Origin of the sequence: Streptomyces sp. NPDC002463 (genome assembly GCF_042889835.1) — a bacterium.
Taxonomy (GTDB): Bacteria; Actinomycetota; Actinomycetes; order Streptomycetales; family Streptomycetaceae; genus Streptomyces; species Streptomyces nymphaeiformis.
Genome location: NZ_JBIARL010000013.1, coordinates 41,667 through 66,237, shown reverse-complemented (window position 1 = coordinate 66,237; position 24,571 = coordinate 41,667). Strand labels below are relative to the sequence as shown.

Annotated in this window: 21 protein-coding genes and 1 pseudogene; 4 read left to right on the top strand and 18 right to left on the bottom strand. The window is 73.8% G+C overall.

Features of this window, described 5'->3' with window-relative positions; genetic code table 11:
- Window position 1 precedes the first annotated feature (1 nt).
- From ACFYX3_RS25605 to ACFYX3_RS25590, 4 genes are all read right to left on the bottom strand, one after another.
- Window positions 2-1,120 (bottom strand): 3-dehydroquinate synthase II family protein, encoded by a 1,119-nt coding sequence (locus tag ACFYX3_RS25605; protein ID WP_389017640.1) that lies wholly within the window; start codon window positions 1,118-1,120, stop codon window positions 2-4.
- On the bottom strand, window positions 1,092-1,934 hold the full coding sequence (locus ACFYX3_RS25600; RefSeq protein WP_389017637.1) for a 2-amino-3,7-dideoxy-D-threo-hept-6-ulosonate synthase: 843 nt from the start codon (window positions 1,932-1,934) through the stop codon (window positions 1,092-1,094). Before ACFYX3_RS25600 ends, ACFYX3_RS25605 begins: the two co-directional genes overlap by 29 nt.
- Complete coding sequence (locus ACFYX3_RS25595; protein ID WP_389017633.1) at window positions 1,931-3,577, bottom strand: class I adenylate-forming enzyme family protein; 1,647 nt, start codon at window positions 3,575-3,577, stop codon at window positions 1,931-1,933. Before ACFYX3_RS25595 ends, ACFYX3_RS25600 begins: the two co-directional genes overlap by 4 nt.
- A 79-nt stretch (window positions 3,578-3,656) precedes the next feature.
- Window positions 3,657-3,860 carry a thiazolylpeptide-type bacteriocin gene (locus ACFYX3_RS25590; protein WP_382659422.1) on the bottom strand — a complete coding sequence of 68 codons (204 nt, stop codon included), beginning with the start codon at window positions 3,858-3,860 and terminating at the stop codon, window positions 3,657-3,659.
- A gap of 237 nt (window positions 3,861-4,097) precedes the next feature.
- On the opposite strand from ACFYX3_RS25590, the gene ACFYX3_RS25585 reads away from it, so the two are divergent.
- Entirely contained in the window at window positions 4,098-5,663 is a 1,566-nt protein-coding gene (locus tag ACFYX3_RS25585; protein WP_389017629.1) for a bifunctional 3-(3-hydroxy-phenyl)propionate/3-hydroxycinnamic acid hydroxylase, read from the top strand.
- Between the two features lie 129 nt (window positions 5,664-5,792).
- Here the strand turns inward: ACFYX3_RS25585 and ACFYX3_RS25580 are convergent, their stop codons facing one another.
- The 10 genes and pseudogenes from ACFYX3_RS25580 to ACFYX3_RS25535 form a co-directional block, all read right to left on the bottom strand.
- Entirely contained in the window at window positions 5,793-6,635 is an 843-nt protein-coding gene (locus ACFYX3_RS25580) for an ABC transporter permease (protein ID WP_389017626.1), read from the bottom strand.
- A complete protein-coding gene (locus tag ACFYX3_RS25575) occupies window positions 6,632-7,624 on the bottom strand; it encodes an ABC transporter ATP-binding protein (protein ID WP_389017623.1) in 993 nt (330 codons plus the stop codon). Before ACFYX3_RS25575 ends, ACFYX3_RS25580 begins: the two co-directional genes overlap by 4 nt.
- Window positions 7,624-8,538, bottom strand: coding sequence for a thiopeptide-type bacteriocin biosynthesis protein (locus ACFYX3_RS25570; RefSeq protein WP_389017620.1), 915 nt, complete (start codon window positions 8,536-8,538; stop codon window positions 7,624-7,626). Before ACFYX3_RS25570 ends, ACFYX3_RS25575 begins: the two co-directional genes overlap by 1 nt.
- A 148-nt stretch (window positions 8,539-8,686) precedes the next feature.
- A complete protein-coding gene (locus tag ACFYX3_RS25565) occupies window positions 8,687-10,228 on the bottom strand; it encodes a hypothetical protein (protein WP_389017617.1) in 1,542 nt (513 codons plus the stop codon).
- Between the two features lie 14 nt (window positions 10,229-10,242).
- Window positions 10,243-12,198, bottom strand: coding sequence for a TOMM precursor leader peptide-binding protein (locus ACFYX3_RS25560; RefSeq protein ID WP_389017614.1), 1,956 nt, complete (start codon window positions 12,196-12,198; stop codon window positions 10,243-10,245).
- The gene (locus tag ACFYX3_RS25555) at window positions 12,188-14,008 is read right to left on the bottom strand and encodes a hypothetical protein (protein ID WP_389017611.1); all 1,821 of its coding nucleotides are present in this window, start codon (window positions 14,006-14,008) and stop codon (window positions 12,188-12,190) included. The genes ACFYX3_RS25560 and ACFYX3_RS25555 overlap by 11 nt, the downstream gene beginning before the upstream one ends.
- Window positions 14,005-16,581 carry a lantibiotic dehydratase gene (locus ACFYX3_RS25550; protein ID WP_389017608.1) on the bottom strand — a complete coding sequence of 859 codons (2,577 nt, stop codon included), beginning with the start codon at window positions 16,579-16,581 and terminating at the stop codon, window positions 14,005-14,007. The genes ACFYX3_RS25555 and ACFYX3_RS25550 overlap by 4 nt, the downstream gene beginning before the upstream one ends.
- Window positions 16,578-17,726, bottom strand: a complete 1,149-nt coding sequence (locus ACFYX3_RS25545; protein WP_389017605.1) for a hypothetical protein — start codon at window positions 17,724-17,726, stop codon at window positions 16,578-16,580. Before ACFYX3_RS25545 ends, ACFYX3_RS25550 begins: the two co-directional genes overlap by 4 nt.
- Before the next feature lie 677 nt (window positions 17,727-18,403).
- Window positions 18,404-18,640, bottom strand: a pseudogene (locus ACFYX3_RS25540) (VOC family protein); the annotation flags it as partial.
- A 37-nt stretch (window positions 18,641-18,677) separates the two neighbouring features.
- Window positions 18,678-20,045, bottom strand: a complete 1,368-nt coding sequence (locus ACFYX3_RS25535; RefSeq protein ID WP_389017602.1) for an FAD-dependent oxidoreductase — start codon at window positions 20,043-20,045, stop codon at window positions 18,678-18,680.
- A gap of 147 nt (window positions 20,046-20,192) precedes the next feature.
- On the opposite strand from ACFYX3_RS25535, the gene ACFYX3_RS25530 reads away from it, so the two are divergent.
- Complete coding sequence (locus tag ACFYX3_RS25530) at window positions 20,193-20,555, top strand: ArsR/SmtB family transcription factor (RefSeq protein WP_389017599.1); 363 nt, start codon at window positions 20,193-20,195, stop codon at window positions 20,553-20,555.
- Window positions 20,552-21,052, top strand: a complete 501-nt coding sequence (locus ACFYX3_RS25525) for a GNAT family N-acetyltransferase (protein WP_389017596.1) — start codon at window positions 20,552-20,554, stop codon at window positions 21,050-21,052. Before ACFYX3_RS25530 ends, ACFYX3_RS25525 begins: the two co-directional genes overlap by 4 nt.
- Before the next feature lie 6 nt (window positions 21,053-21,058).
- On the opposite strand, the gene ACFYX3_RS25520 is transcribed toward ACFYX3_RS25525, so the two are convergent.
- The 4 genes from ACFYX3_RS25520 to ACFYX3_RS25505 all read right to left on the bottom strand — a co-directional run bounded on the left by ACFYX3_RS25520 (window position 21,059) and on the right by ACFYX3_RS25505 (window position 23,879).
- Window positions 21,059-21,601, bottom strand: coding sequence for a DinB family protein (locus tag ACFYX3_RS25520; RefSeq protein WP_389017594.1), 543 nt, complete (start codon window positions 21,599-21,601; stop codon window positions 21,059-21,061).
- A 95-nt stretch (window positions 21,602-21,696) separates the two neighbouring features.
- On the bottom strand, window positions 21,697-22,758 hold the full coding sequence (locus ACFYX3_RS25515) for an ArsO family NAD(P)H-dependent flavin-containing monooxygenase (RefSeq protein WP_389017591.1): 1,062 nt from the start codon (window positions 22,756-22,758) through the stop codon (window positions 21,697-21,699).
- Window positions 22,755-23,525: an aquaporin gene (locus ACFYX3_RS25510; RefSeq protein ID WP_389017588.1), complete on the bottom strand. Its 771-nt coding sequence runs from the start codon at window positions 23,523-23,525 to the stop codon at window positions 22,755-22,757. The genes ACFYX3_RS25515 and ACFYX3_RS25510 overlap by 4 nt, the downstream gene beginning before the upstream one ends.
- 39 nt (window positions 23,526-23,564) lie before the next feature.
- A complete protein-coding gene (locus ACFYX3_RS25505) occupies window positions 23,565-23,879 on the bottom strand; it encodes an ArsR/SmtB family transcription factor (protein ID WP_382659451.1) in 315 nt (104 codons plus the stop codon).
- Between the two features lie 78 nt (window positions 23,880-23,957).
- On the opposite strand from ACFYX3_RS25505, the gene ACFYX3_RS25500 reads away from it, so the two are divergent.
- Window positions 23,958-24,557: a three-helix bundle dimerization domain-containing protein gene (locus ACFYX3_RS25500; RefSeq protein ID WP_389017584.1), complete on the top strand. Its 600-nt coding sequence runs from the start codon at window positions 23,958-23,960 to the stop codon at window positions 24,555-24,557.
- The last annotated feature ends 14 nt before the right edge of the window (window positions 24,558-24,571 follow it).

The window sequence follows — 24,571 nt, the reverse complement described above, 5'->3', positions numbered from 1 at the left end:
GTCACTGCTCGCGGCAGAACTCGTCGATGGGGTAGCCCACATGCCGGTCGGCGGTGGGCACGTACCCCAGCAGCTTGTCGCCCGGGGCGAGTTCGGTGCAGTTCAGCACCACGCCCCCCGGCCCCAGGACCCGCACGTGCCAGTCGTCCTGGAGGATGAGATTGACCTGCTGTCCTTCCGGTGACACCGCGTCGACCGAGATCAGCGGCCTGGTCTCGATCTTGACCCGGCCCACCGGCACCACGCGGGTCCGTCCGGTGGCGTCCACCGCCAGGACCGGGGCGCCCGCGTGCAGTTCGCTGAGGTAGTTGGTACGGCCGTGCGGCGCGACCACGTAGGAGTGCACCGCGCCGGCGTTCACCCGGAAGGGACGGGTCGGCATGTACGGCAGGGGGTGCGTCTCGCTGACGCAGAGCACCATTCCCTTGGAGTAGGAGCCGACCAGCATCCCTTCGTCCTCCCGCAGCTGGCTGCAGGTGTCGACGCAGGCCCGCTCGCCCATGCCGATGTGCGTCGTCGCGGTGACGGTCAGTTCGGTCAGCGTCAGTTCACCGGCCGAGGACCGGGCCGCCGCCACCAGCGCGGTGGCGTCCCCCACGGAGCGGCCGGGCATCATCACCCCGTCCGAGCCGAGTTCCAGCACCCCGAAGGTGATCGCCGCCTCCTCGGGGTCGGCGGCGGTGGTCACGATCGCGCCCTTGGAGCCCGCGGCGGCGGCGATGACGATCTCCAGCGGGATCTTGGTCGGGTCGCGGAAGTCGAGGACGCTCCAGCGCTCGGTCCGCGCCGCGGCGCACGCCTCCTCCAGGCTCGCGGCGTCGATGATCTCCACCAGGCGGCCGAACTCCACCTCGGGGTGGGCCTGTTCCAGCTCGGCGCGGCCGGTGAAGCCGGGCGGCAGCACCACTATGTCGGCCGCGCCGGGGAAGCACTCGTCCCGCCACCAGCCTTCGCCACTGGGGAGCAGCACCTTGCGGACGGTGGGCGGGAGGTCGGCCAGGGTCTGCAGGTCACCGGCGACGATGCCGTCGATCCGCTGGTGCAGGGCCTCCTCGATGATCGCGGGTCGGGCGGCACCGGCCCCGCGGATGTCAAGCCAGCACAGCTTCTGTCCGTTCATCACACTGCCCTTCTTTCTCGTCAGCGATGTGCAGCGGGGACCCGCCGTGCACCACACCGGCCACCCGGGCGGCCATCCGGCGAGGATCGGCGGCCTGGAAGATGTTGCGTCCCATCGCGACACCGGCGGCGCCGCCGCGCATGACGTCCCGGACGAACGCCAGCACGTCGGTGCCCGCACCACGGTGCGGGCCGCCCGCGCACAGCAGGGGGACGGGACAGGCGGCGACCACGTCGCGCATCTCGGCCGCGGTCCCCACGTAGGGGACCTTCACCAGGTCCGCGCCGAGGTCGGCGGCGAGCGTCGCCGCGTGCACCACCAGCTCCGGGGCCTCCGGACGGCGGATGCGGGGGCCGCGCGGGTAGACCATCGCCAGCAGCGGCAGGTTCCACCGGTCGCACAGATCGGCCACCCGGCCCAGGTCCCCGATCTGCTGCCGCTCGTCCGTCGAGCCCATGTTGATGTGGACGCTTACCGCGTCCGCCCCGAGCCGCAGCGCGTCCTCCACCGCGGTCACCAGGTACTTGGCGTCCGAGTCCAGGGCGTGCCGGGTGCTCGCGTTCAGGTGCACGACGAGCGACATGCCGGCGAAGCGGGACGGGTTGATGTGCCGCAGCACGCCCTTGTGGACGACCACGCCGTCGACGCCGCCCGCGGCCAGCTGGCCGACGAGGCGGTCGATGCTGCTGCCGCGGGGCACCACCGGGCCGTCGGTGACGGAGTGGTCGAGCGGGGTGAGCAGGAGCCGGCCGTCCCCGTGACGGAACAGCCTGCCGAGCCGCATCTCGCGCGCAAAGTGCAGATATGACGTCATATCGCTCTCCTCTCCCCGGTGGTCTCCCGCACGCCGGGTTCGCTGTCCGCCGCCTCCGCGAGTCCGCGGAGATACCGCACATCGGGCTTGCCGCTGTCGTTCAACGGCAGCTCCGGCCACCGGCTGATGCGCACCGGCACATGGGCCGAGTCCAGCCGCGCCCCGACATGGGCCCGCAGCCGGACGTCGTCGCCGTCGCTCCCCGGGTACAAGGACACCGCCGCGTACACCCGCTCCACCCGGTCGTGGTCCCGCACCCCGAACACCACCGCCTGCCGTACGGCCGGATGCTCGGCCAGGACCCGTTCCACGGCGGCCGGATGCACCTTCTGTCCGCCGCTCTTGATGACCTGCCCCATGCGGCCGGTCAGCCGGAGCCTGCCGTACACGTCGAGACGGCCGAGATCACCGGTCCGCAGCCAGCCGTCCGGGGTGCTGCCCTCCGCCCGGTCGCGGCCGAGGTAGCCGTCCATGACCGTCGCGGACCGCACGCACACCTCGCCGGTCGCGCCCCGGGGGACGTCGTGGCCGGTCTCCGGGTCGCGCAGGCGCAGCCCGACCCAGGGGAACGGCCGGCCCACGGTCGGCAGCAGCTCAGGTTCCCGGTGGTCCAGCCGGTCCAGGCCGCAGATGCCGCCCGCCTCGGAGGATCCGTACAGCTGGGACAGCGGCCCCTCGAACCAGCGCAGCGCCTCGGTGATCCGGTGCGGCGCGGCCGGGGTCCCGCTGTACACCACCCGGCGCAGCGCGGACAGGTCCGGTCGGCCGCCGGACGCGGACAGCCGTTCGGTGAGCCGGTAGAGGTGCGGCACCGCCAGATAGGTGTCCGTCACGGCGAGGCGGGCGAAGGCGTCCAGCACCTCGTCCGCGTCGAAGTGTTCGTGCAGCACCACGGAACCGCCCGCGGCGAGCACTGCGTCGACCATGGAGCCCACCGTGTGGCTGACCGGGGTGACGGCCAGGATGCGGGAGGGGCCGGGGGCGGCCGGGTAGATGCCGACGGTCGCGTTCCAGGTCCGGTAGCTCTGGACGATCCCCTTGGGCAGCCCGGTCGTCCCGCTGGTGAAGGTGATCCGGGCGCGGGCTCCGGGGACGTAGGGCGCCGCCTCGTCCGGCCCGAAGTCCGTGCCTTCGGGCACCCGGGCCAGGGCACCGCCCGTGCCGTACGCCGGGGTGGCCGCGCCGGGGGCGGGCAGCAGCAGGCCGCGCAGGCCGGGCGAGACCAGCGCGGCCGCTCGTACGGCCGTGGTCTCGTCGGCGACCAGGAGGCGGCTTCCGGTGTCCCGCAGCACCTCGGCCTGGACCTCGGGCGGAAGCATCTCGGCGTCGCTGCGGGGGTTGGCCGCGCGGACCGACACCACGGCCGCGCCCAGCAGGTGCGCGGCGTAGCGCGCGAAGAGCGCCGTGGGGTGGTTGGCCGCGGTGAGAAGGGCGACGGTGTCGCCCGGGGCGATACCGGAGTTCCGCAGCGCGGCGGCCGTGTCGAAGACCAGCGACAGGCTTTCCCCCGCGGTGAGGCGGTGCCCCGACCAGTACACCGCGGGCGCCTCCGGATGCTCCGCCCAGGTGCGCAACAGCCGGAAGACGTAGTGATCGTGCCGCGTCCAGGACAGGGGTGTCCGCACGGGGGTACCGGTGCTCATGGGGCTCCTCTCCGGGACGTGCGCGGGGGTGGTCCCGCGTACCGGCCCGAAGAACGGGCCGGTACGCGGACACCTGTGATCAGCAGCAGCAGCAGGTGGAGGAGGACGACGAGCAGCAGAGGCTGACGTCGCTCGCGGAGTCCTCGACGGCCAGGCCCGAGGAGCTCGCGCCCATCTCCGGCAGGCCCACGCTGTCGGAGACCTCCAGCACCTCCAGCTCGGCGATGTCGAAGGAGGCGAAGAGGTCGCCGGCGGCCAGGTTCTCGTTGGCGAGGATGCTCATGGTGAATCCTTTCCTTGGCCTTGCAGAAGGGGTTGGTGACGCCGCTGATGCTGGCAGTCGGCCGTCGGACGGGACAACGGCCGCCCGAGCCGCGCTGACATTCATCACGTTCTTTCCCGGAGGGGGTTCCGCGGGTCCGTCCGGCGTGGAACGCGGGCTAGCGTGACCGCGTACCGGACTTCCCTGCGCGGTGTCACACCCGGGGAGTCCATTCGCTCTTCGTGAGGGGAGAGAAAGTTGAGCGCTGCGCCGCCCCCGGCTTCGGAAGAGGCCCCCGCCGATGTCCTCGTCGTCGGGTTCGGCCCGGTCGGCCAGGTGTTGTCGATCCTGCTCGCCCAACGCGGCTGGCAGGTCACGGTCGTCGAACGCTGGCCCAGGCCGTACCCGATGCCGCGTGCCGTCGCCTTCGACACCGACGCCGCCCGCATCCTCGACGCCGCGGGGGTCGGCCCCCACCTGAGCACGTTCGGGGAGCCCTCCGAGGACTACGTGGTCGTCGACGCCACGGGCCGCACCCTGCTCCGCATCGGTCTCGGCCACGACCCCGCCCACCGCTGGCCCGTGTCCACCTCCATGTACCAGCCGGGCCTGGAGGAGGCGTTGGAGGAGCGCGCCGCGCGGATACCGAACCTGCGGCTGCTGCGCGGTCACGAGGCGGTACGACTGACCGACCGGGGCGACGGTGTGGACCTCACGGTGCGCCGCGCGGCCGGCGGCCCGGAGCGGGTGCTGAGCGCCCGCTGGATCGTCGGGTGCGACGGCGCCAACAGCATGGTGCGGGAGGCGATGGGGGCCGCGCTGAGCGACCGGGGCTTCGCGCTGGACTGGATGGCCTGCGACGTGGCCCCGCACCGCGCGGCGGACTTCCCGCCGTGCAATGCGCAGATCGCCGACCCCGCGCGCCCCCGGGTGGCGGTCTCGGCCGGGCCGGGGCACCGCCGCTGGGAGTTCATGCGGCTGCCGGGCGAGTCCCCCGAGGCGTTCGGCACCGCCGAGAACGCCTGGCGGCTGCTGGGGCTGTTCGGCGTCGAGCCGGGCAACGCCACGTTGGAACGCCATGCCGTCTACACCTTCACCGCCCGCAACGCGGACCGCTGGCGGGCCGGCCGGGTGCTGCTCGCGGGGGACGCCGCCCACCAGATGCCGCCGTTCGCCGGGCAGGGCATGTGCTCCGGTCTCCGCGACGCCGGCGACCTGGCCTGGAAGCTGGACCGGGTGCTGGCCGGCGCCGCGCGGGAGGAACTCCTGGACAGTTACGAGGCCGAGCGCCGCCCGCACGCCCAGGGGAGCATCGACCGGTCGGTGGCGCTCGGCCGGATGATCTGCGTGATCGATCCGGTCGCCGCGGCGCACCGCGACAACGCGATGGCGACGCGGCCGGACGCGGACGTCGCCCGCGCGGCACAGCCCGGCGTCCACGCCCCGGACGGGGGCCTGTACCACCGGAGGGACGACGGCACGGCGGGCCCCGGCGCGGGGCTGCCGGTTCCACCGTCGGTACTCGGCGCCGCCGGGCACCTCGGCCCGGACCTCGTCCTGCTCACGGTGGACGATCCCGCCGTGCTGCACGCCTCCGGCCTGCTGGAGCGCACGGCGCGCTGGCGGCTGCGGTTGCGTCCGCTGCGGTCCGGTGACGCCGCCGACGAGCCGCTGCGGGCCTGGCTGGGGTCGCTCGGCGCGACGGCGGCCGTCGTCCGCCCGGACTGCCGGGTCTACGGCCTCGCCCGGCATCCGGCGGAGACCGAGGCGCTGCTGCGGGAACTGGCCGACCGCTGGGCGCCCCTCCTGGAGCCGACCGCTTAGGGGGTGTCCTCCCGGGCGCCGCCGCGGAAGGCGGGCGAGCGCCCATGACGGTGCGGCGGTGGGGGTGACGGTCCGGACGGACCGTCACCCCCACCGCCGCGTCGTCGGCGTTCCACGGCCGGGGCCGGATCAGTGGAAACGCTGGCCCTCGTCACGCCGGTAGGCGTACACCGACAGCACGGCCAGGAGCACCGTCCACACCGCGAAGGCGACGGCCGCGACCGGGTTCATGCGGTAGTCGCCCACGGCCGCCCACATCAGCTCGGCGGCGCCGCGCGTGGGGGTGAAGGGGGCGATCGTCTCGATGAAGCCGGGGGCCCGGTCCGGCCCGGAGAACAGCCCTCCGGCGAAGGCGAGCGGGAAGAACGTCAGCTGGACCACCGCCATCGCCGCCCGGACCGGCAGCAGATACCCGATGGTCAGTCCCATCAGGGTGAACGGTATCGAGACCAGGACCACCACGGCCACGCCGGCGAGGAAGCCCAGCGGGGTGGTGGTGGCCTCGGTCGCGAACGCGGCGATGGCCAGCAGCGGGAGCAGGGACAGCAGCATCGTGCCCAGCCCGGCCAGCAGCCGTCCCGCGAACTTCGGGCCCGGCCCGCTGGGCAGGGTGCGGGTGTAGAGGTCCCACGGCTGCTGGCGTTCCTCCGCCACCCCGATGCCGTGGCCGAAGAGGTTGCTGGTCATGGTCGCGAACACGATCATCGCCGTGGTCGCGTAGGTCGAGCCCACGGGGTCGTCGCCGACGGCCGGGACGACGAAGAACAGCATCGACGCGGCCGGGAAGAACGCGGTGCCCACCAGCGCGATCGGGATGCGCAGGGTGCGCAGCAGCTGGTAGCGGGCGTGGATCAGGGTCATCCTGGTCTGGGTGCGCAGGGCCGCGCGTGCCCCCCGGCCGGATGCCTCCGCGCCGGGGAGGAGGCCGGCGGACGCCGCCTCGGACGTGCCGGCCGTCTCGGACGTGCTCATCGCCACGGGCTGTTTCCCAACTGTGTCGTCGCCGCGGGCGTGCCGGCCGGGGCGTCGTCCGCCCCGGCCTCGTCCGCGAGGGTGAGGAACGCCTCTTCCAGCGTCGCCGAACGGACTTCGAGTCCGGAGAACGGCACCCGGCTGGTGACCAGATCGCGCACCAGCGCGTCGGCGTCGGGGGTCAGCAGGTGGATACGGCCGTCGACCCGCTCGGAGGAGAGGATGCCGGGCAGGGGCGGTACGTCGTCGGCCAGCAGACTGACCCGCTGGGCGCGCACCAGCCCGCGCAGCGCGTCGACCGTGTCGTCGGCGACGACCCGGCCGCGGGTGAGCACCACCACGCGGTCGGCCAGGCTCTCGATCTCCTCCAGGTAGTGACTGGTCAGCAGGACGGTGCCGCCCTCGGCGTGGAAGGCGCGGATCACGTCCCACAGGGTGTGGCGGGTCTCCACGTCCAGTCCGGTGGTGGGCTCGTCGAGGAACACCATGCGGGGCCGTCCCACGAAGGCCAGGGCCACCGCCAGGCGGCGCTTCTCGCCGCCGGACAGCCCGCCGGTCTGGCGGCGCTCCTTGTCCAGCAGGCCGAAGCGGTCGAGCAGTTCGCCCCGGGGGACCGGGTTCTCGTAGTGGGCCGCGGCGAAGTCGACCACCTCGCCGACCCGGAGCGTGAGCGGCAGCCCGGTCTCCTGCGGGGTCACCCCGATCATCCTGCGGTGTACGGGCTTCCGCGGGTCGCCGCCGAACAGTTCGCAGTGGCCCGAGGACGGCCGACGCAGCCCGACGAGCAGGCTGAGCAGTGTGGACTTGCCCGCGCCGTTGGGCCCCAGCAGGCCGACGAGACCGCCGCCGGGGATCTCCAGGTCGAGCGGGTGCAGCACGGTTTTGTCGCCGTAGGACCGGGACAGCCCCACGGTTCGGACGGCCACCGGGGGTGCGGCGGCGGACGGCGTTTCCGGAGGGGCCGCCGTGGTGAGCGTGGATCGTGCCATCAGTGCTCCTTGAGTGCCGGCTGCGGAGCGGCGTCGGCCGTGCCGGGCTCCGGGAACGGAAAGAGGTGGACCAGCCGGGCGTAGGTCTGCAGTTCCTCGGCCACGGTCAGGCCGAGCCGGTTGTGCAGCATGTGGACGTGGGAGAAGAAGACCTCCCCGGGGTGTTCGACGGTGCCTTCCGCGCGGATCCGGTCGGCCAGGTCGCAGAGCAGGGTGTGCCAGGACCCGAACGGGCCGTGCTGGGCCGGGTCCACGGCGGGCGGCGCGGTCCGGTGCCGTCCGGCGCCCGCGTCGGCCCAGCCGGTCCCGCACAGCCGGTCCAGCTGCTCGGCGGAGAGCCGGAACCCGGCCCCCACCATCTGCCGCCACGCGTCCAGCCCGTGCCGGTAGAAGAGTGCCTGGTCGGCCGGGCCGCCCAGCGCGGTGCCGGCGGACATGGCCGCCCGCAGCGCCATCGCCGAACGCGACCGCGAGTCGGGCAGCCGGGGCAGGAAGGCGCGTACCAGTTCGCTGGAGAGCTGGAACAGCCGCTCGGTGGCGGGCATCAGGGCGGGCCCGCCGTACCGTTCCGTCTCCGGGACGTAGGTGTCCGGGTACGAGCCCGGGTCCCTGGGGCCGGCCGGGCGGACGCCGCGGTGCGGTTCCTCCAGCGCGGACAGCCGCTGGGCGTGCCCCAGATAGGTGTCCCGGTCGACCGGTTCCTCCCCTTCCTGGAGACGGACCGCGCGGCCGAGCCGGTCCTGGAGCAGTCGTTCGACGCGTGCCGTCTCGGAGGCGGTCAGCCCTCCGAGCCGCAGCCGCAGATGCGGCCCGTGCTGCCAGTACCGGATGAAGAACCAGGGGTGGTCGGGAAACAGGTCCACCGCGGGGCCGATCACCTCGGTGACCACCCTGTCGTGCGCGGACCGCGCCATGGACCCGATGTGGAGGTGCCAGGAACGCCACTGGACCGTGGGGTCCAGTTCCCGGGAGGCCGCCGCCTCGAGTGTCGGCCAGGGCGCTGTCCGGGATGCCGGGCTCCCGGTGGATGGGGACTGCACCGTTGTCGTCTCCACTCTCTCGTCACTGTCGGAGGTCAAGCAGCGGGCCGCTGAACCGCGACGTTCCGCTGATCACCGCGAGGACCACCATCTCGTCGGCCGGCAGCCCGAGGATGCGGCGCGCGGGCGCCTCCCGGAACGCCCGGACCGGGCGGGCGTAGAGGCCCGCCGCGGCGGCTGCCAGCGTCAGTCCGTGCACGGCCCAGCCACAGGTGTACTGCGCCGCCGTCCAGGCACTGGTGCCGAGCTGCTCGGCCAGTTCCCGGGGTCGGAACGACAGGAACCACAGCACCGAGGCGTGCCGTACGTCGCAGCCGTTGCCCGGTGCCAGGGGATAGCCGTAGATCTCCTCCAGCCGGGCCGGCACGCCGGGGCCGGTGGCGCGCGGGATGTATGCCCCGGAGGTCACCTCGTACACCCCGTCGGGGTGGCCCGTCACCGACTGGGTGACGGCGGTGACGCGCAGCGCCTCGGCCGCCGCCCGCGGTCCGTCGCCCGGCGGGGGCGTCAGCAGCCAGTCGCGCGCGGAGTCCAGCACCCCGCCCGGTACGGTACGCGGCCGGGCGGTGTTCCCGAACAGGCCGCGCGGCATCCGTCCCGAGGTGCGGCGCCACAGCACTTCCGCCCAGGACAGCCCGGTGTCCGGCGTGCCGGACGGGATGGCCGTGTCCACCGGGGCCGGGGCGGCGGGGAACCGCTGGGCGCGGTTCATCTCCACCACGTCGGCCATCACCGGGTCCGGTACGGCCTCGGCCCCGGCCGGGCCGTGGTCCGGTACGGCCGTGCCGGGCGGGGCGTCCCCGGCCGGTTCGACCACCACGGGCAGGGTCCACTCCCAACTGGGGGTGAGACCGAACTCCGCCAGCCGTTCCCGGGCGCCGGTGCCGGGGAACCGCACCCGCACCGGGGTGCCGAGGAGCTGGAAGGCGATGCACACCGCACGCAGCGCGATGCCGAGCTCCAGCTGCACCAGGGAGCCCCGGTACCAGCGGTAGGTGGCGGGAAGCCGGGTGAAGCGCCCGGTGAGCAGCACCTCCCGCGCCCCGGAGGGCACCGTGGAGGCGCCGGACAGGCCGATCAGCGCCCGCCGGTAGGGATCGAAGACCCGCCGTCTGCCTTTGTCGTTGACGAGGATCTGCACCGGGAACTTGCTGCGCACCGAGGCGTAGCCGCGGTGGTCGTTGAACGGGTTCTCCGGCTCGCGGCGCTGCACTCCGAACGCCGCGACCAGGGCGTGTGCCAGCTCCTGGTCCTCCGGCACCCCGGTGATCCGGCCGGCGGGGAACGGGGTGTCCTCCAGGAGGTCGACCGTTCCCGGGGGCAGTGCGGTGAGGTCGTCGCGCCGTGCGGTGTCGGGCAGCCGGGGGGCCACCGGCAGCTCGGAGACCGGCACGCCGAGCAGCGGTTCGGTGTCCGGGGGGATCGGCGGCACGGCGGGCCGGTCGGCCCCGGCGGCGAACAGGTACCACATCCGGTCGCGGGCCATGGTGTCCGCGTCCTCGGGCACCGGGCCCGCCGGGTCCGCCTCGGGGGCCTCGGGTACGGGGGCGTCCGGTGGGTTCACAGTTGCCTCCGCGGTCACGGGAACGGGTGGGGGTCGTAGGGCGCCGTGCGTTTCTCCGCCGGGGTGCCCGCGAGCGCGGCCGCGAGTCGGGGCAGTCCGCTCAGCCGCTGCTGGGGCTGGCCGAAGCACATCGGGGTGATGCCGGGCACCACCGCCTTGACCACCGCGAGCCCCAGGTCCCGGTGTTCACGGGTGGACTGATCCACCGTCAGGATGCGTTCGAGACCGGCGTCCGCGAAGAGTCCGGCGGTGAAGTCCAGCGCCCGGCGCACATCGCCGCGCGCCGCCTCCCGCAGCCGGTGCGGCCAGGCGGGAAAGGCCTCCCGCAAGGTGACCCGGGGCCCGCCGAGCACCGAGGTGACGCGGGGCAGCGCCTCGGGCAGCGAGTACAGCTTCAGGTGGTCGTGCAGCTGGTCCACCAGCCAGGGGTCGGCGAACATCGGCTCGATGTCCTCGCGGGTCCAGGTCACCGGGTCGGTGACCAGCTGCGCCAGTTCCCACAGGGCGGTGCGCGCCACGCTCACCGGGTCGGCGCCGGAGCCGGCGGCGGAGAAGCTGGCGGGGAAGGGCCGTTCCCGGTTCACCGCGAGCGACCAGATGACCGGGAGGTCGATGTCGTCGGTGGCCACCAGCAGGTGGACGTCGAAGCCGCGCGCGTCGATCAGGTCCAGCAGGCGCCGCGCGGCCGGATCCTCGACGGAGGAGAGCTCGATCGTCGGCAGCGGGGCGGCCCGGTGCCAGGCGTTGAGGAAGGCGTCCCGCTCCGCCAGCTCGAACAGCGAGTGCAGCACCGCCTCCTCCACCGTCGAGCCCAGGGCGCAGCCGCTGGAGGAGTCGTGGAAGTAGAAGGTCCGTTCGCGCGAGTCGCCGCGGCGCACCGTGTCGTAGGCGCGCCGGAACCGGTGGTCGTACTGGTAGAAGCCGATCTCCGCCGGGACGAGCAGCGACGGCCCGCCGTGCAGGTCCCGGCCCCACACCCAGTCCATCGGGGTGTCCGGGGTGTACGGCGTGACCCGGCTGCCGGGGTGGGCCAGTTGTTCCTCGGTGTACCGGCCGAGGGTGTCGGGGTCCACGGCGCGGTCGGCGACCTCGCCGTAGCTGACCGCGCCGACGACGGCCGCCTCGTGGGGGAAGCCCCCCAGCCGTTCGTACGCCTCCAGGATGGCCACGGGCTCGGCGTCGGCGAAGGTCCCCGCGCGGGCGAAGCCCATGGCCAGGGAGTCCGGCAGGGAGGCCGCGCTCATGGCGTACGGCGGCAGCGCCTCCCGCACGACCCGGTCGACCGGTCCGAACCGGGGGTCCACCGTCCGCGCGCGGAGCCGTCCGGGGTCGAGCAGCCCGGCACCGGCCAGGCCGCGCATCGGCCCGTCCGGGTCGGCGGGTATCCGGCGGACCGGCAGCGGGGCGGGCGGGGCCGGGTCGAGCTCGGCGGGGTCGGTGGCGCAGACCCGGCAGCGAGCGCTGCGCCGTACCAGATGGCGGCGGGAGGAAGGCCCGCCGAGGGCGTACAACTCCCCTGCTTCCAGGGGGAATTCATCCAGGTTCCGGAGGACGGGGGTCAGCATCTCCAGGAGGAACGGGCGGCGCATCGCCGGGCGGGAGACCGGCCGCAGGGGATCGGCCGCCAGCGGGTGGCCGGCGACCACGCGGGAGCGCAGCTCCGCGCAGCCCGCGCAGCCGCCTTCCGCGCCGGGGACCCAGTACGGTCCGATCAGGACTTCGCCGCCGAACAGCCGGACCGACAGGTGCGGCCGGCCCGCGGCGGACGCGGCGTGCACCTGCGCCTGCTCCCAGTCCGGGTTCCAGCCGCGGTTCAGGGAGAGGGAGCCGGGCCGGGCGGCCGCCAGCGGGCGCAGCGCCTCCGTCCACTGCCCGGCGGCGGGCCCGGCGAGGTCCGGACCGAGCAGCACCTGCGGGTGGCCGGTGGCGGGCCGCGGGCGGGCAAGGGCCGTCATGATCTCACCGGACATGTGCGGGCTCCTCGGCGTGCGCCACGGCCTCGGGGGAAGCCGGGTGGGCGGGGCCCGAAGCGGCGGGGCTCCGGGCGGGGTTCAGCGAGACCGGGCCGTAGAAGACCGGCAGGGTGCCGAGCACCGGGTCGGCACGGAGCGGCGTCCCCGTCGGTTCGCCGGGAAGGGCGCCTGCGGCGGCGCAGGCGGCGATCTCCGCGCGCAGCCGTGCCAGCGCGTCCGGGCCGGTGGTCCGCAGGGCCCCGGTGTGCACGGTCGTGGCGTCGGCGTCGGGCCGCAGCCGGGCCGCGGTGCGGCGGGCGAGCACCGTACCGAGGCAACCGTGCACGGCCTCGTCCACGGTCGGGCCCCAGCCGTGTCCGTACGTCTCCCCGGTGTCGGCGTGCACCGCCCGTGCCAGCGGCCAGCCGACCCCCGGCACCTCCAGCAGCCGCACCGTCACCGGGAGTCCGTGCTCCTCGGCCAGGGCGCGCCGCACCACCTGGGTTCCGGGCGGCAGACGGTCGGGGGCCGGCCGCCCGCTCGGTACGGCGTGCTCCGTCAGCAGCCGGAGGGCGCCGTCCAGCAGCCACTGGTCCTCGGTGGTCCCCGCGGCGCCCACCGCCGACGTGCCGTCCGGACCGGACAGCCGGCGCAGGGCCTCGAGGGCGACCGTGACGGTGGCGCCCTGCTGGTCCCCGGCCCAGCCGATGACGCTGGTCCGTGCCCGGCCGGGCAGCCTGGCCTCGCTCAGCGCCAGCGGCAGCTGCGGCAGGTCGCCGGCCTCGGCCAGGTCGAAAAGTCCGGTCCAGGGCGTGCACAGCGGGGCGACGACGCCCTTCAGCGCCGGGTCCGCCGCCGGGACGTTCCCGCCCGCCGCCGGGGCCGCGGCGGGCTCCGGCACGGCGGCGGGTTCCGGTGCCGTGCCACCCGCCGAGGTGCGCAGCACGTCCGCGGACAGGTCCTCCCCGTGGACGACGTGCGCGCCGCCCGCGGTACCGACACCGGTCAGCGCCTCGAACACCAGCTGTCCGGCGAGGGCTCCCGCCAGCGCGTCCGCGCCGGGCCGGGGCGCGGGCCCGGTCTCCTGGGTCGCGGCCCAGGCGTCGGCGCGGGCCGCCAGCGCGTCGGCGGTGTCCGGGCCGGTCCTGTCGGTCACCACCGGGCCGACCAGGGCGGTGTCGCCGAGCCGTACCGGCACCAGCGGCACGCCCTCGGGAAGCTTGAGGAGCCGGGCGGCGGTCTCCGCCGCGCCGGTGGTCTCGGTGCACCAGATCACCGCGTCCACGTCGCCCGCCGTGTGCACGCCGTCCGGGAGGAGTTCGGCGTCCAGCCGCCGGGCGGTGGCCACCGCGTCCTGCGGGTCGGTGGGGGCGAGCAGCAGCCGGCCCACGCCGGCCCGCGCCAGCCCGCGGGCGGCGGGCAGCACGGCCGCGCAGGGGCCGTGCAGCAGGACCCGGGCGGCGCGCAGCGCGGCGAAGGCGGCGTACGGGTCGTCGCTGAACGCCTCCAGGTGGGAGAGCGCTTCGCCGAAGCGCTCCCGGGTCTCCGCGTCCGGCGCGGCGACGGTGAACCGTCCGGGCTCCAGCAGCAGGTCGCGGGCGCGCAGCTCGTCGGTGAGCCGCCGCACCACGGGGCGGGCCCGCTCCGAGCCGAGGGCCGCCACCAGCTCGTCCTCCGTGGCGCCCGTCTCCAGCAGCGGGACGCAGACGTCCGCGACGGTGAGCAGCACCGGGGGTCCCAGAATGACGAACTGGGTGTGCGGCCCGCTGAAGTAGACGCCTCCCGAAACCGGTGCGTAGTGCAGGTACGGTCGCGATCTCAGCGTCATGCGGTCTTTCCTCCGTAGGTGAAGGGCGCGCCGGCGGTCCGGGCGATCTCGACCACCCATTCCGCCGCGTGCCGGGAGTCCGCCACGGCGGGCAGGGCCTCTTCCAGATAGCCGGGGCTCCGCCGTTCCATCAGCCGGGGCAGTACGCGTACGCCCACGGCGCTCTCCAGGTCGACGTACTGGGGCTTCTGCCGCTGCCGGTGCTCCTCCGCCCCGAAGCCGAGCGCGGCGGCGGCCTGGAGCGCTTCGGTTCCGTAGGTGGTCTCCAGCGGTGTCTTGAGGACCACTTCGGCGGGTACGTCGTGCCGGGCGCGCCAGCGGGCGAGCGCCCGGAGCCGGTCGGTCTCCTCCGGACCGGCCGTGACCGCCTCGGTCAGTTCGGCCCCGCCGTACCAGCGCTGCCGGGCCAGCACCGCGCGCCCGACCAGGATGCGCGGGCAGAACCGGGTGGCGCCGTCCGGGCCGCCCGTCGAGGCGTGCCAGTCGCCGACGAAGTCCTCCATCAGCCGGCCGCCGCTGATCAGCCACGCCGCGATGCGCACCGGGGCGGGCAGGAACTCGGGGTGGCCGCTGCCCAGGGTGAGGACCCGCAGGTCGCGGCCCTCGGCGTCGCGGACGCACAGCGCGTCGGTGGCCGGGTCGTGGGCGAGGCGCAGCGTGAACCAGCTCTCCGCGTCGATGCCGTACGGGAGGACCCGGGCGTGCGCGTTGACGTTCAGCCGGTGCAGTCCGAGGTCTTCGGCGACCTGCCGGCCGTCCGCCCCGTACTGCCGTCGCAGCCGCTCCGCCAGATATGGCAGGGCCCGGCCGCCCAGCTCCCGGTCGGCGCCGAGGAACCGGCCGTAGAGCATGCCGTGCCCGGCGTAGGCGTCGTTGAAGAGCAGCCGGTCCCGCGAGGGCTGGACCAGGACGCCGTAGGCCAGCGGGTCCCGGCGGAAGCGGTCCGGCAGCGCGGCGACCCGATCGCGGACCTCCCGCGCGGTCAGGACCACGTCCCGGGCGTCGGGGCCGGCGGCCGTGATTCTTCCGCGCATCCAGGCCATGACGTCCAGCCGTAGCTGGTGCAGCCGGCCGAGGGAGCCGTCGGCCGGGCCGCCGTCCCGGGGGATGGCGCCGTCCAGCGAACCGCCCCGCCGGTACACCTCGGCGGCGATCCGTCCGGCGTGCTCGGCGAGCGGCACCTCGGCTCCCGCCCCGAACCACTCGACGAAGATCGCGGAGAGCACCGCGCGGATGTCGTGCAGCCGGTCGAAGACCGACAGGAGTTCCACCACCGCCGCCATGTCGTCCAGAGCGGCGCCCCAGGGGGCGGTGTCCACCGTCACGGACGGCAGTACGTAGTCCTCCTCCACCAGGACCTGCGCGGGCCGGGCGGCGCGCCGGCTGAGGTCGGAGAGCGTGCCGCGCAGCCGGGTGAGCACGGCGGCCCGCTGCCCGGCCGGGGCCGCCGCGACCTCCGGAAGCAGCCGGTTCACCTCTCCCAGCAGCGGGGCGCTGGGCAGAGCGGGGCGGTCGAGCGCCGTGGGGAAGGGCCGTTCGCCGTCCTCCGGGCCGTCGCTGAGGCAGAGGATTCCCGCGCGTACGGCCCCCTGCACCGCGGTCAGCGCGTCCTCGGCGGAGCAGCCGAACTCCCCGGCCACCTCGGCCGCGACGGCGGACGCCCGCCTGGCGCCCAGGGCGACGGCCTCCAGCATCGGGCGTACCGGTCCCGCGACCGGGGCGGAGAGCCGGCGGATCCGGTCTCCGGCGGGCTGAAGGAACATCAGCTTCTCGCGGCCCGGGCCGAATTCCGAGGTCGGCGGTAACTGCACCCAGTCGTCGGAGCGCACCGGCCGCTCGGGGGTGTCCTCGAACAGGAGCCCGCCGAGAACGTAGTGCAGCATGATCCGGTCGAGTCCGACGACCGGGACCGCGCCGGCGGGGGTCGCCGCGTCGAGCGCGACGCCCCGCGCGTCGGGGCGGGCCAGTCCGACCGCGGTGAACCGGGAGAGCGGACTGGTGCGGATCATGGCGCGGGTGACGTACTGGACCAGGCCGCGTTCGGACTTCCGCAGCCGGGCGGACGGCTTCCCCCCGCCCTCCAGGGCTGCCCGGTAGCGGTCGGCTCCGGCGGCCACCTCCGGTGCGACCAGGGCGAGCGACCGCCTGAGGTCGTCATCGGCGAGGAGTCCCGCCAGCCGTTTCCGTTCCCGGTCCGCGGCCTGCGGGTACTCCCGGTCCAGCGTCTCCCGCAGGGCGTCGCGCACGGTGCGGGCCGCCCGCCAGCGTGCCATCGCGGGCACCGGATCGTCCCCGGTGCGCGGCACGCGGTCGTTGTGGACGTCCCGGCGCAGCGCGATCAGCGGGCCGCGCTCGCCGGTGTCGGCGGTGGCGCCGATCAGCCGGTGCAGTTCCGCGGAGCAGGCCTCTGCGGCGGCCTCGACCTCGTTCTCCGCGGCACACACCTCGCGCAGCAGCTCGGCCAGTACGGGGTCCGCCAGCCGCAGCCGGGGAAGCGGGTTGACGCGCAGCATCCACAGGGGTTCACCGATGTGCGCGTCGGGGCCTCGCCCGGCCGTCTCCTCCCGCCTCACGCGGTGGTCCCGGCGTACTGGCCGGCAGTCCGGGCCAGGCGGTCGCTCCAGGACTCCCCCAGTACCTCGTCCACGGTCTCCGCGATGGCGTAACACAGGTAGTAACGGTGCAGCGGGGCCACGTCCAGCAGCAGGAGCTGCTGGTAGAACAGGTTGATCAGCAGACGGTAGGAGGCGAACCAGTCGGTGGTGCCGGCCACGGCCCCGGAGGCGTTCACGGCAGCGTGGAAGTCGCTGCCCCGGTGGCCGGTGACGTCCTCCTGGCCGGGCGGTCCCATGGTCCGCTCGTCGAAGCCGCCTTCCCGCTCCTCCAGCGTCCGCAGGCTCAGCGTTCCCTGCGCGACGGCCGAGTCGAAGACCCCCATGCAGTAGAGGAACGCCTGACGCCAGCGGACCGCCGAGGGGCCGCCGCTGTCCTCCAGGGTCTGCTCGACCAGGGCCCGCAGCAGCGGTGCGTCACCCTCGAGGCGGCGGGCGAAGACCGGCCGGACGTCCTTGCGGGGCGCCGCCCAGGAGAGGAACGCCTCGGCGTGGCTGCGCAGCGAGAACACCCCGAACGGGATGCCGGAGTGGTGGGCCGCGGCCAGCGCGACCATGGCCTCGGCCACCCGGGTGGGGAGGGTGCCCGCGCCCGCGGCGGCCTCGGCGACCGCCGCCGTCAGCGGCCGGTTGATCCGGGTCAGCGCCAGGTCGCACAGGGCGTTCATCGGCTCGGGCCAGGTGGCGGTCTGCGTGGCGTCCAGCCATTCGAGGTGGCCGTGCTGACGCATCGGCAGATAGGGCGGTTCGACCCGCTCCAGCCTGCCGAACTCCCGGGCGCGGGCGAGGTAGTCCTCCTCGCTCTGCTGCTGCTCCGGGGCCAGTGTGCCCGCGTCCATCGTCGCCGCGAGGTCGTCCCAGGGCAGCACGGCACCGTTCTCACCCCCGGCCGGCCGGGCCACCAGGTCCACATGAGGGCCGTGCAGCCAGCCCCGGCGCAGATACAGAACCGGCGCGTTCAGTTCCTCGTCGAGCGTCCGGACGGCCGGAAGAACGGCGTTCGCCAGCCACTCGGGATGGATACCCCCTCGGGTGAAGAGTCGGACTCCGGTGGTGCTGCCTGGGGCACGGGCCGGAATTGCAGCGGGTTCGGTATCCAGGTTCAAACCGTGTCACCTGCCGTGATCGGGGCGGTCGGGGCGAGCCGCCGCCGATCCTGCGTCGCCGCCCGTCGACCGGACAACGGCGCCGAAAGCCCGGCTGACATGCGTCATCCCTTTGATGACATTGATCACTGACCTCGGACGCGGAGTCGACAGCCGCGCAGCTCCGCGGAATAACATCAGCCGCACGCGCAGCCGGGATCTTCAGCACTCCGCCCCGCCGCCCCGCCGCCCGATCGGGATGAGGCCACCGGCCCCAGCCAGGAGAGAAAGCACAGTTCAGGGGCACTTTTCGTCTCGTCAGAAGGAGGCGGGGTGGCCGGAACGTCAAACGAGCGTCACGGCCCAACGCTCTGCCGGGAGACCCCTGAGCTCCCCACACCAGGCGCTCGTCGGCGCAGGGCCGGTTCGGGCGGTGAAACCCGAACGTGTCAGAGAGTGCGCCCTCGGACTGCCCGGCCACCCTGCTTCGATACTCCCTGCGTCTTCACGCTGGTCGACGAGGAAGCCGTGAAGGCGACTGAGCCTCCGCCGGTGCCGGCCATTCAGGTGCCCGACGAGCTGGATCGTCCTCATCGGCTGGTCCGTGCGACATACAAGGTTCTCTGCAGGTCCAAGAGCACGACGGTGGACACCCGCGAAAAGCGCGATGTCATCCCCCTGGACACGTATTGGGCCGGCCTGGTGGTGGCGGCGTGGACGGCGTCGGTGGTGTCGGCCTCGACGCCGAGGTGGTCCAGGCGGGTGTCCTCGCCGTCGGCGCCTTCGATGAGGACGAGCTTGAGAGGCGGTTCGACGATGGCGAAGTTGGCGTAGCCGTCGCGGAGTTTGGCCGGCTCGGCGCCGAAGAGCTTGCCGTGGAAGGCGACGGATGCCGAGAGGTCGGGGACGCGCAGGGCGAGCTGTACACGAGTCATGACGAACCTCCTGCTGTGCGTGTGTGGTGGGGGCGGGTCAGCAGCCGCCCGAGGCGGCCGGGGAGCCGGCGCCGAGCTGGATGAGCGCGGGGGCGGGGGCGCAGCAACCGCCACCGTCGGCCGCGTCGTCGGTCTGGGGCTGGTCGAAGAGGCCGGCGCCGCCGCACACTCCGGTCTCCGGGAGGACGAGTTCGACGCGCTCGGCGGACTCGCGGTCGCCGGCGATGGCGGCGACGACGGAGCGGACCTGCTCGTAGCCGGTGAGGGCGAGGAAGGTCGGGGCGCGACCGTAGGACTTCATGCCGACGAGGTAGACGCCCTGTTCGGGGTGGGACAGCTCGTTGACGCCGTGGGGGTAGACGGTGCCGCAGGAGTGCTGGTTGGGGTCGATCAGCGGGGCGAGCTCCACCGGGGCCTGGAGGCGCTCGTCGAGGCCGAGGCGGAGCTCGGAGAGGAAGGAGAGGTCGGGGCGGAAGCCGGTCAGGACGATGACCTCGTCCACCGGGTCGAGGCGGCGGCCGTCCTCGGCCACGAGGACCAGGCGGTCGCCGTCTCGCTCGATCGCCTCCGTGCGGAAGCCGGTCACGGCGTCGGCGTGGCCTTCGTCGACCGCGGCCTTCGCCGCGAGGCCGAGGGCGCCGCGGGCGGGGAGCTGGTCGGCGGTGCCGCCGCCGAAGGTGGAGCCGGAGATGCCGCGGCGCAGGATCCACACCGCCTTCGTCCCCTCCTCCTCCCGGGCCAGCTCCGCCAGCGACGCGAGCGCGGTGAAGGCGGAGGCGCCGGAGCCGATGACGGCCGTGCGCTTGCCCGCGTACCGGGCGCGGACAGACGGGTCCTTGAGGTCCGGGACGCGGTAGGTGACGCGGTCGGCGGCGGCCTTCTCGCCGAGGGCGGTGAGGCCGGACGCTCCTGCCGGGCTCGGGGTGGACCACGTGCCGGAGGCGTCGATCACCGCGCGGGCGAACAGCCGCTCCTCACGGCCGTCGGCGTAGGAGACGTGGACGACGAACGGCTGGGCCTCGCGGTCGGCGTCCACGATCCGGTCGCGGCCGGCACGAGAGACGCCGGTGACCGTGGCGCCGGTGCGGACGCGGTCGCCGAGAACGTCCGCGAGCGGCTGGAGGTACCTCTCCGCCCAGTCGCCGCCGGACGGGTAGGTCTTCGCGTCGGGCTTCACCCATCCGGTGGGGGCCAGGAGCTTCTCGGCGGCCTGGTCGGTGACCTCGCCCCAGGTGGAGAAGAGACGGACGTGTGCCCACTCGCGTACCGCCGCACCAGCCGCCTGTCCGGCTTCCAGGACCAGCGGTTCGAGGCCGCGCTCGACGAGGTGGGCGGCGGCGGCCAGGCCGGTGGGCCCGGCTCCGACGACCACGACGGGCAGCTGGTCGGTGGCGGTGGCGTTCACGGCGATTCCCCTTTGTTTCGACATCCGTCGATCTCTTGCACGGCAAGCCTGGCACCTGCATCGACATTCGTCAACATAGACATTCATCGAAATTGATCACCAGGGCCGCCCCTGGGCCTCTGCTTCGACATGTGTCAACATAGACGCATGTCGAATGCCACCGAGCTGCCGCTCCTTGAGCCCGAGGTCGCCCCCTGCTGCCCGCCGCTCACCGAGCGCCCGCTGAACGCCGAGGAGGCCGAGCGGACCGCGAAGATGTTCAAGGCCCTCGGCGATCCGGTCCGACTGCGCCTGTTCTCGGCGGTCGCCTCGCACGAGGGCGGCGAGGCGTGCGTCTGCGACATCTCCGACGTCGGCGTCTCGCAGCCGACCGTCTCCCATCACCTGAAGAAGCTGAAGGAGGCGGGGCTGCTGTCCTCCGAGCGGCGCGGCACCTGGGTCTACTACCGCGTCGAGCCCGCCGTCCTCGCCGCCATGGGCGCGCTCCTCACCAAGGCTGCCGCCACGTGACCACCTCCACCATCGTGGTCCCGCTCGCTGCGGAGCACGCCGACGAGGTCGTCGCGATCTACCAGGCGGGCATCGACGAGGGCAACGCCACCTTCGAGACCACCGCCCCCACCTGGGCCGAGTTCGACGCGGCCAAGCTGCCCGAGCACCGCTTCGCCGCCGTCGACGGGACAGGCCGCGTCCTCGGCTGGGTCGCCGTCACGAAGGTCTCCGACCGGTGCGCGTACGCCGGCGTCGTCGAGCACTCGGTGTACGTCCACCCCGGCGCCCGCGGCCGAGGCGTCGCCTCCGCCCTGCTGAAGGCACTCGTCGACTCCACCGAGGGGGCGGGGATCTGGACCATCCAGTCCGGGATCTTCCCCGAGAACGCCGCGAGCCTGGCTGTGCACGCGCGGGCCGGCTTCCGGGTGATCGGCACCCGCGAGCGCGTCGGCCGCCACCGCGGCGTCTGGCGCGACACCGTCCTCGTCGAACGCCGCAGCCCCCACATCCACTGACGCACCTCAGCCGCGCTCGCCAAGGGTGAGCTGGCGACGGTGGAAGTCGAAGTGCCGGGTGGGATACCGGTAGAGGTCCGCGAGGGTCATGAAGTCCTTGAAGAACGGGTCCCACCGCACCGGATGGTGCATCCCTCGCGCCAGATCGCGTTCGGACTCCTTCGCGAGCCGCCGCGCCAGCGAACCGGTGATCCGGTCGAACGCCGCGCCCATCCTGCGGGGCCCGAACACCTTCACCGCCCCGCACGGCCCGAGGTAGTTGATCACGTCGAAGGGCCGCGTTCCAGCATCGAGCACCCGGGCGAATTCCTGGCTCGCGCCCCGGGGCAGGCGTCCGAAGCCGCGTACGAGGACCAGCAGGACGCGGGTGACGAGGTAGCCGAAGAGCATGTGCCACAGCAGCTGACGATTGGTCCAGCGAGTGCCGCCGGTCGGACGGGCGAGGTCGGACGGCGTGGCGTCGTCCAGGAGCGCGTGGAAGGTCCGGCGGGCCCTGGCGTAGCCGTCGAGGACGCCCTGCCGGTCCAGCGCGGAACCACCGTCTGGCATCACACCGCTCCCTTCGGAGCACGAGTCCCCGGGGTCTGGATGATTCCCGCCGGGATCGCCACAGAACCCGGGTCTTCCGCACGTACTCCGCGGACTCACCCGACGCCGAGTAGCCCAGCGATCTCGCGGGCTGCTTCGCGTGCTGGACGGCCGACGCCGATGAGGGTGGCGGAGGCGGGGCCGGTCCAGTCGCCGTAGCCGAGGAGGTGGAGGCGGGGTTCTCCGACGGCCTGAGTTCCGGTCGTGGGGACGTGGCCCCGGGGACCGCGCAGTCCGAGCGGGGCCAGGTGGGAGAGGGCGGGACGGAAGCCGGTGCACCAGATGATCGCGTCCACCTCCGCAGTCATGCCGTCGGCCCACTCCACCCCGGTCGGAGTCAGACGGGTGAACATCGACTGGGCCTTGAGCAGGCCGGCGTCCCGCGCCGCGCGGACGGGTGGGACGGCGACGATGTCGCCGAGTGAGGCGACGCCGCCGGTGTCGGTGCGGCCTTCGTCGAGGGCGCGGCGGCGGGCGGTGGCGTGGTCGAAGAGGGCGCGGCCGTCGATGTCGTCGGCGAGGTAACGGGGTTCGCGGAGGGTGGCCCAGGTGAGGTCGGTGTCGTACGCGAGGTCGGCGGCGATCTGGGCGCCGGAGTTGCCGCCACCGACGACGATCACGCGCTGTCCGGCGAAGTCGGAGGGGCGACGGTATTCCACGGTGTGGAGCTGGGCGCCCTGGAAGTCCGTACGGCCGGGGACGGCGGGGACGAAGGGGCGCCACCAGGTGCCGGTCGCGCTGATCACCGTACGGGCCAGCCATCTGCCGGCGTCGGCCTCGACCCTCAGGAACTCGCCGTCCCGGTGGACCGCTTCGACGCGGACCGGTCGTTCGACGGGGAGCTCGTACCGCTGCTCGTAGTCGGTGAGGTAGTCGACGACGTGGGCCGCGTCCGGGTACGTCTCGCCCGGCTGCGGCGGCATCAGCCGGCCCGGCAGCGACGAGTAAGCGGCCGGGGAGAAGAGGTGGAGCGAGTCCCAGGTGTGCTGCCAGGCACCTCCCGGGGTGGCCTGGGCGTCGAGGATCACGAAGTCCAGGCCGGCGCGGCGCAGGTGGTAGCCGGCCGCGAGCCCGGCCTGGCCTCCGCCGATCACCACCACGTCCACGACCTGGGTCACTCGGCGTCCGTCTTCCCGCGCACGAAGATGACCGCGACCAGGGCGAGACCCACGGCCGTGCCGATGATCTGCATGCCGATGAATGCGGGCACGGAGGCGGGGGCGATGCCCGCGAAGGTGTCGGTGAAGGCGCGGCCGATGGTCACGGCCGGGTTCGCGAAGGAGGTGGAGGAGGTGAACCAGTAGGCGGCGCCGATGTACGAGGCCACGGCGACGGGCGCGAAGCGGAGGCGGTCGGTGCGGGCCAGGCCGAAGATCAGCAGGATCAGGCCGGCGGTCGCCACGACCTCGCCGAGGAGCAGGTTCCCGTCGGAGCGGTCGTGAGTGGACCACTTCACCAGCGGTTCGCCGAACATCGCGTCCGCCAGGATCGCGCCGAGGATCCCGCCGACGATCTGCGACGGGACGTAGACGGCGAGTTCGCGTCCCGTCACACCCGCGCCGCCACGCCGGGCGGTCCACCACTCGGCCAGGCTGACCGCCGGGTTGAAGTGCGCGCCGGAGACCGGGCCGAGGAGGGCGATCAGGACGCCGAGGCCGAAGACGGTGGCGGTGGAGTTGGCGAGGAGCTGCAGCGCCACGTCGTCGGTGAGCTGGGTGGCCTGGATGCCGGAGCCGACGACGATCGCCACCAGCGCGGCGGTGCCGACGAGCTCGGCGGCCGCGCGGGCGACCAGTGGGGTACGGGGCGGGGTGGCGCCGGGCGCGGGCTGCGGCGACGGGTCGGCGGCTATGGCGTCGCTCGCAGCGGGCTCGGTGGCGGTCACGGGCGGGTACTCCTCGACAGGTGAGGTACGGGGGCAGGGTCAGGGGCAGGAACGCTTGAAGTTCGCCTCGGCGGTCAGACGCGCGGTCTGCGCGAGCGCGGCGAACTGTGTGGCGAGCTGCTCGATGACGTCCGGCTTGAGCCGGTAGTAGGTGAACCTGCCGCAGGGCTCCGTCTCGACGACCCCGGCCTCGCGCAGCACTCTCAGGTGGTTGGAGAGGTTGGTCTGCTTGGCACCGGTCTCCTCCACCAGGTGGGTGGTGCACAGGGTCTCGCGGGCGAGCAGGGTCACGATCTGGAGGCGCAGGGGATCACCCAGCACCCGGATCAGATCAGTGTCGACTGACGTCATCATGGGCTGATAATCTCACATCACCCGGAGCTGATACCAGCCTGGGCTGACCTCTTGAACCCGCCGAAGGGGGTTCTCGCCATGGCCGCGTCCGCGTACCCGGTCCTGCCCGACGAACGTCTCGCGGCCGGTGTCGCCCGCCTCGCCGTGCACCACCAGGGCCGGTACCGCGTGGAGACGGTACAGCGGCTGATCGCCGACTCCTACGAGCGGCTCGCCGTGAACGCACACGTCCGCACCCACCTGGTGGTGCCGGCGGAGCGGTTCGCCGCCGAACGCCTGGACGCACTGGCACACGTCGAGAACCCGACTGCGGGCGACGGTCGGCCGCGGATGCTGTTCGTGTGCAGCCACAACGCCGGGCGCTCCCAGATGGCCGCCGCACTGCTCGCGCACCGCGCCGGCGACGGCGTGATCGCCTCCTCCGCCGGCACCCAGCCGTCCGGTGCCGTGGATTCGCATCTGCTCCAGGCGCTCACCGAGGCCGGCGTCGCGCTCGACGAGGTCTCCCCCAAGCCGCTGACCGACGAGGTCGTCCAGGCCTCCGACATCGTGATCACCATGGGCTGCGGCGACGCCTGCCCCGTCGTCCCCGGCCACCGCTACCTGGACCGGCCGGTCCCCGACCCCGACGGTGCCCGGATCACGGACCTGCTGGACAGCCTGCCGTCCGGCTCCTGAGTCTTTCCGCCCCC

Excerpts from the sequence above, each read along its gene's own strand:
- ACFYX3_RS25605 (WP_389017640.1), bottom strand. The coding sequence starts at position 1,120 with ATGAACGGACAGAAGCTGTGCTGGCTTGACATCCGCGGGGCCGGTGCC.
- ACFYX3_RS25600 (WP_389017637.1), bottom strand. The coding sequence starts at position 1,934 with ATGACGTCATATCTGCACTTTGCGCGCGAGATGCGGCTCGGCAGGCTG.
- ACFYX3_RS25595 (WP_389017633.1), bottom strand. The coding sequence starts at position 3,577 with ATGAGCACCGGTACCCCCGTGCGGACACCCCTGTCCTGGACGCGGCAC.
- ACFYX3_RS25590 (WP_382659422.1), bottom strand. The coding sequence starts at position 3,860 with ATGAGCATCCTCGCCAACGAGAACCTGGCCGCCGGCGACCTCTTCGCC.
- ACFYX3_RS25580 (WP_389017626.1), bottom strand. The coding sequence starts at position 6,635 with ATGAGCACGTCCGAGACGGCCGGCACGTCCGAGGCGGCGTCCGCCGGC.
- ACFYX3_RS25575 (WP_389017623.1), bottom strand. The coding sequence starts at position 7,624 with ATGGCACGATCCACGCTCACCACGGCGGCCCCTCCGGAAACGCCGTCC.
- ACFYX3_RS25570 (WP_389017620.1), bottom strand. The coding sequence starts at position 8,538 with ATGGCGCGGTCCGCGCACGACAGGGTGGTCACCGAGGTGATCGGCCCC.
- ACFYX3_RS25560 (WP_389017614.1), bottom strand. The coding sequence starts at position 12,198 with ATGTCCGGTGAGATCATGACGGCCCTTGCCCGCCCGCGGCCCGCCACC.
- ACFYX3_RS25555 (WP_389017611.1), bottom strand. The coding sequence starts at position 14,008 with ATGACGCTGAGATCGCGACCGTACCTGCACTACGCACCGGTTTCGGGA.
- ACFYX3_RS25530 (WP_389017599.1), top strand. The coding sequence starts at position 20,193 with ATGTCGAATGCCACCGAGCTGCCGCTCCTTGAGCCCGAGGTCGCCCCC.
- ACFYX3_RS25520 (WP_389017594.1), bottom strand. The coding sequence starts at position 21,601 with ATGCCAGACGGTGGTTCCGCGCTGGACCGGCAGGGCGTCCTCGACGGC.
- ACFYX3_RS25505 (WP_382659451.1), bottom strand. The coding sequence starts at position 23,879 with ATGATGACGTCAGTCGACACTGATCTGATCCGGGTGCTGGGTGATCCC.
- ACFYX3_RS25500 (WP_389017584.1), top strand. The coding sequence starts at position 23,958 with ATGGCCGCGTCCGCGTACCCGGTCCTGCCCGACGAACGTCTCGCGGCC.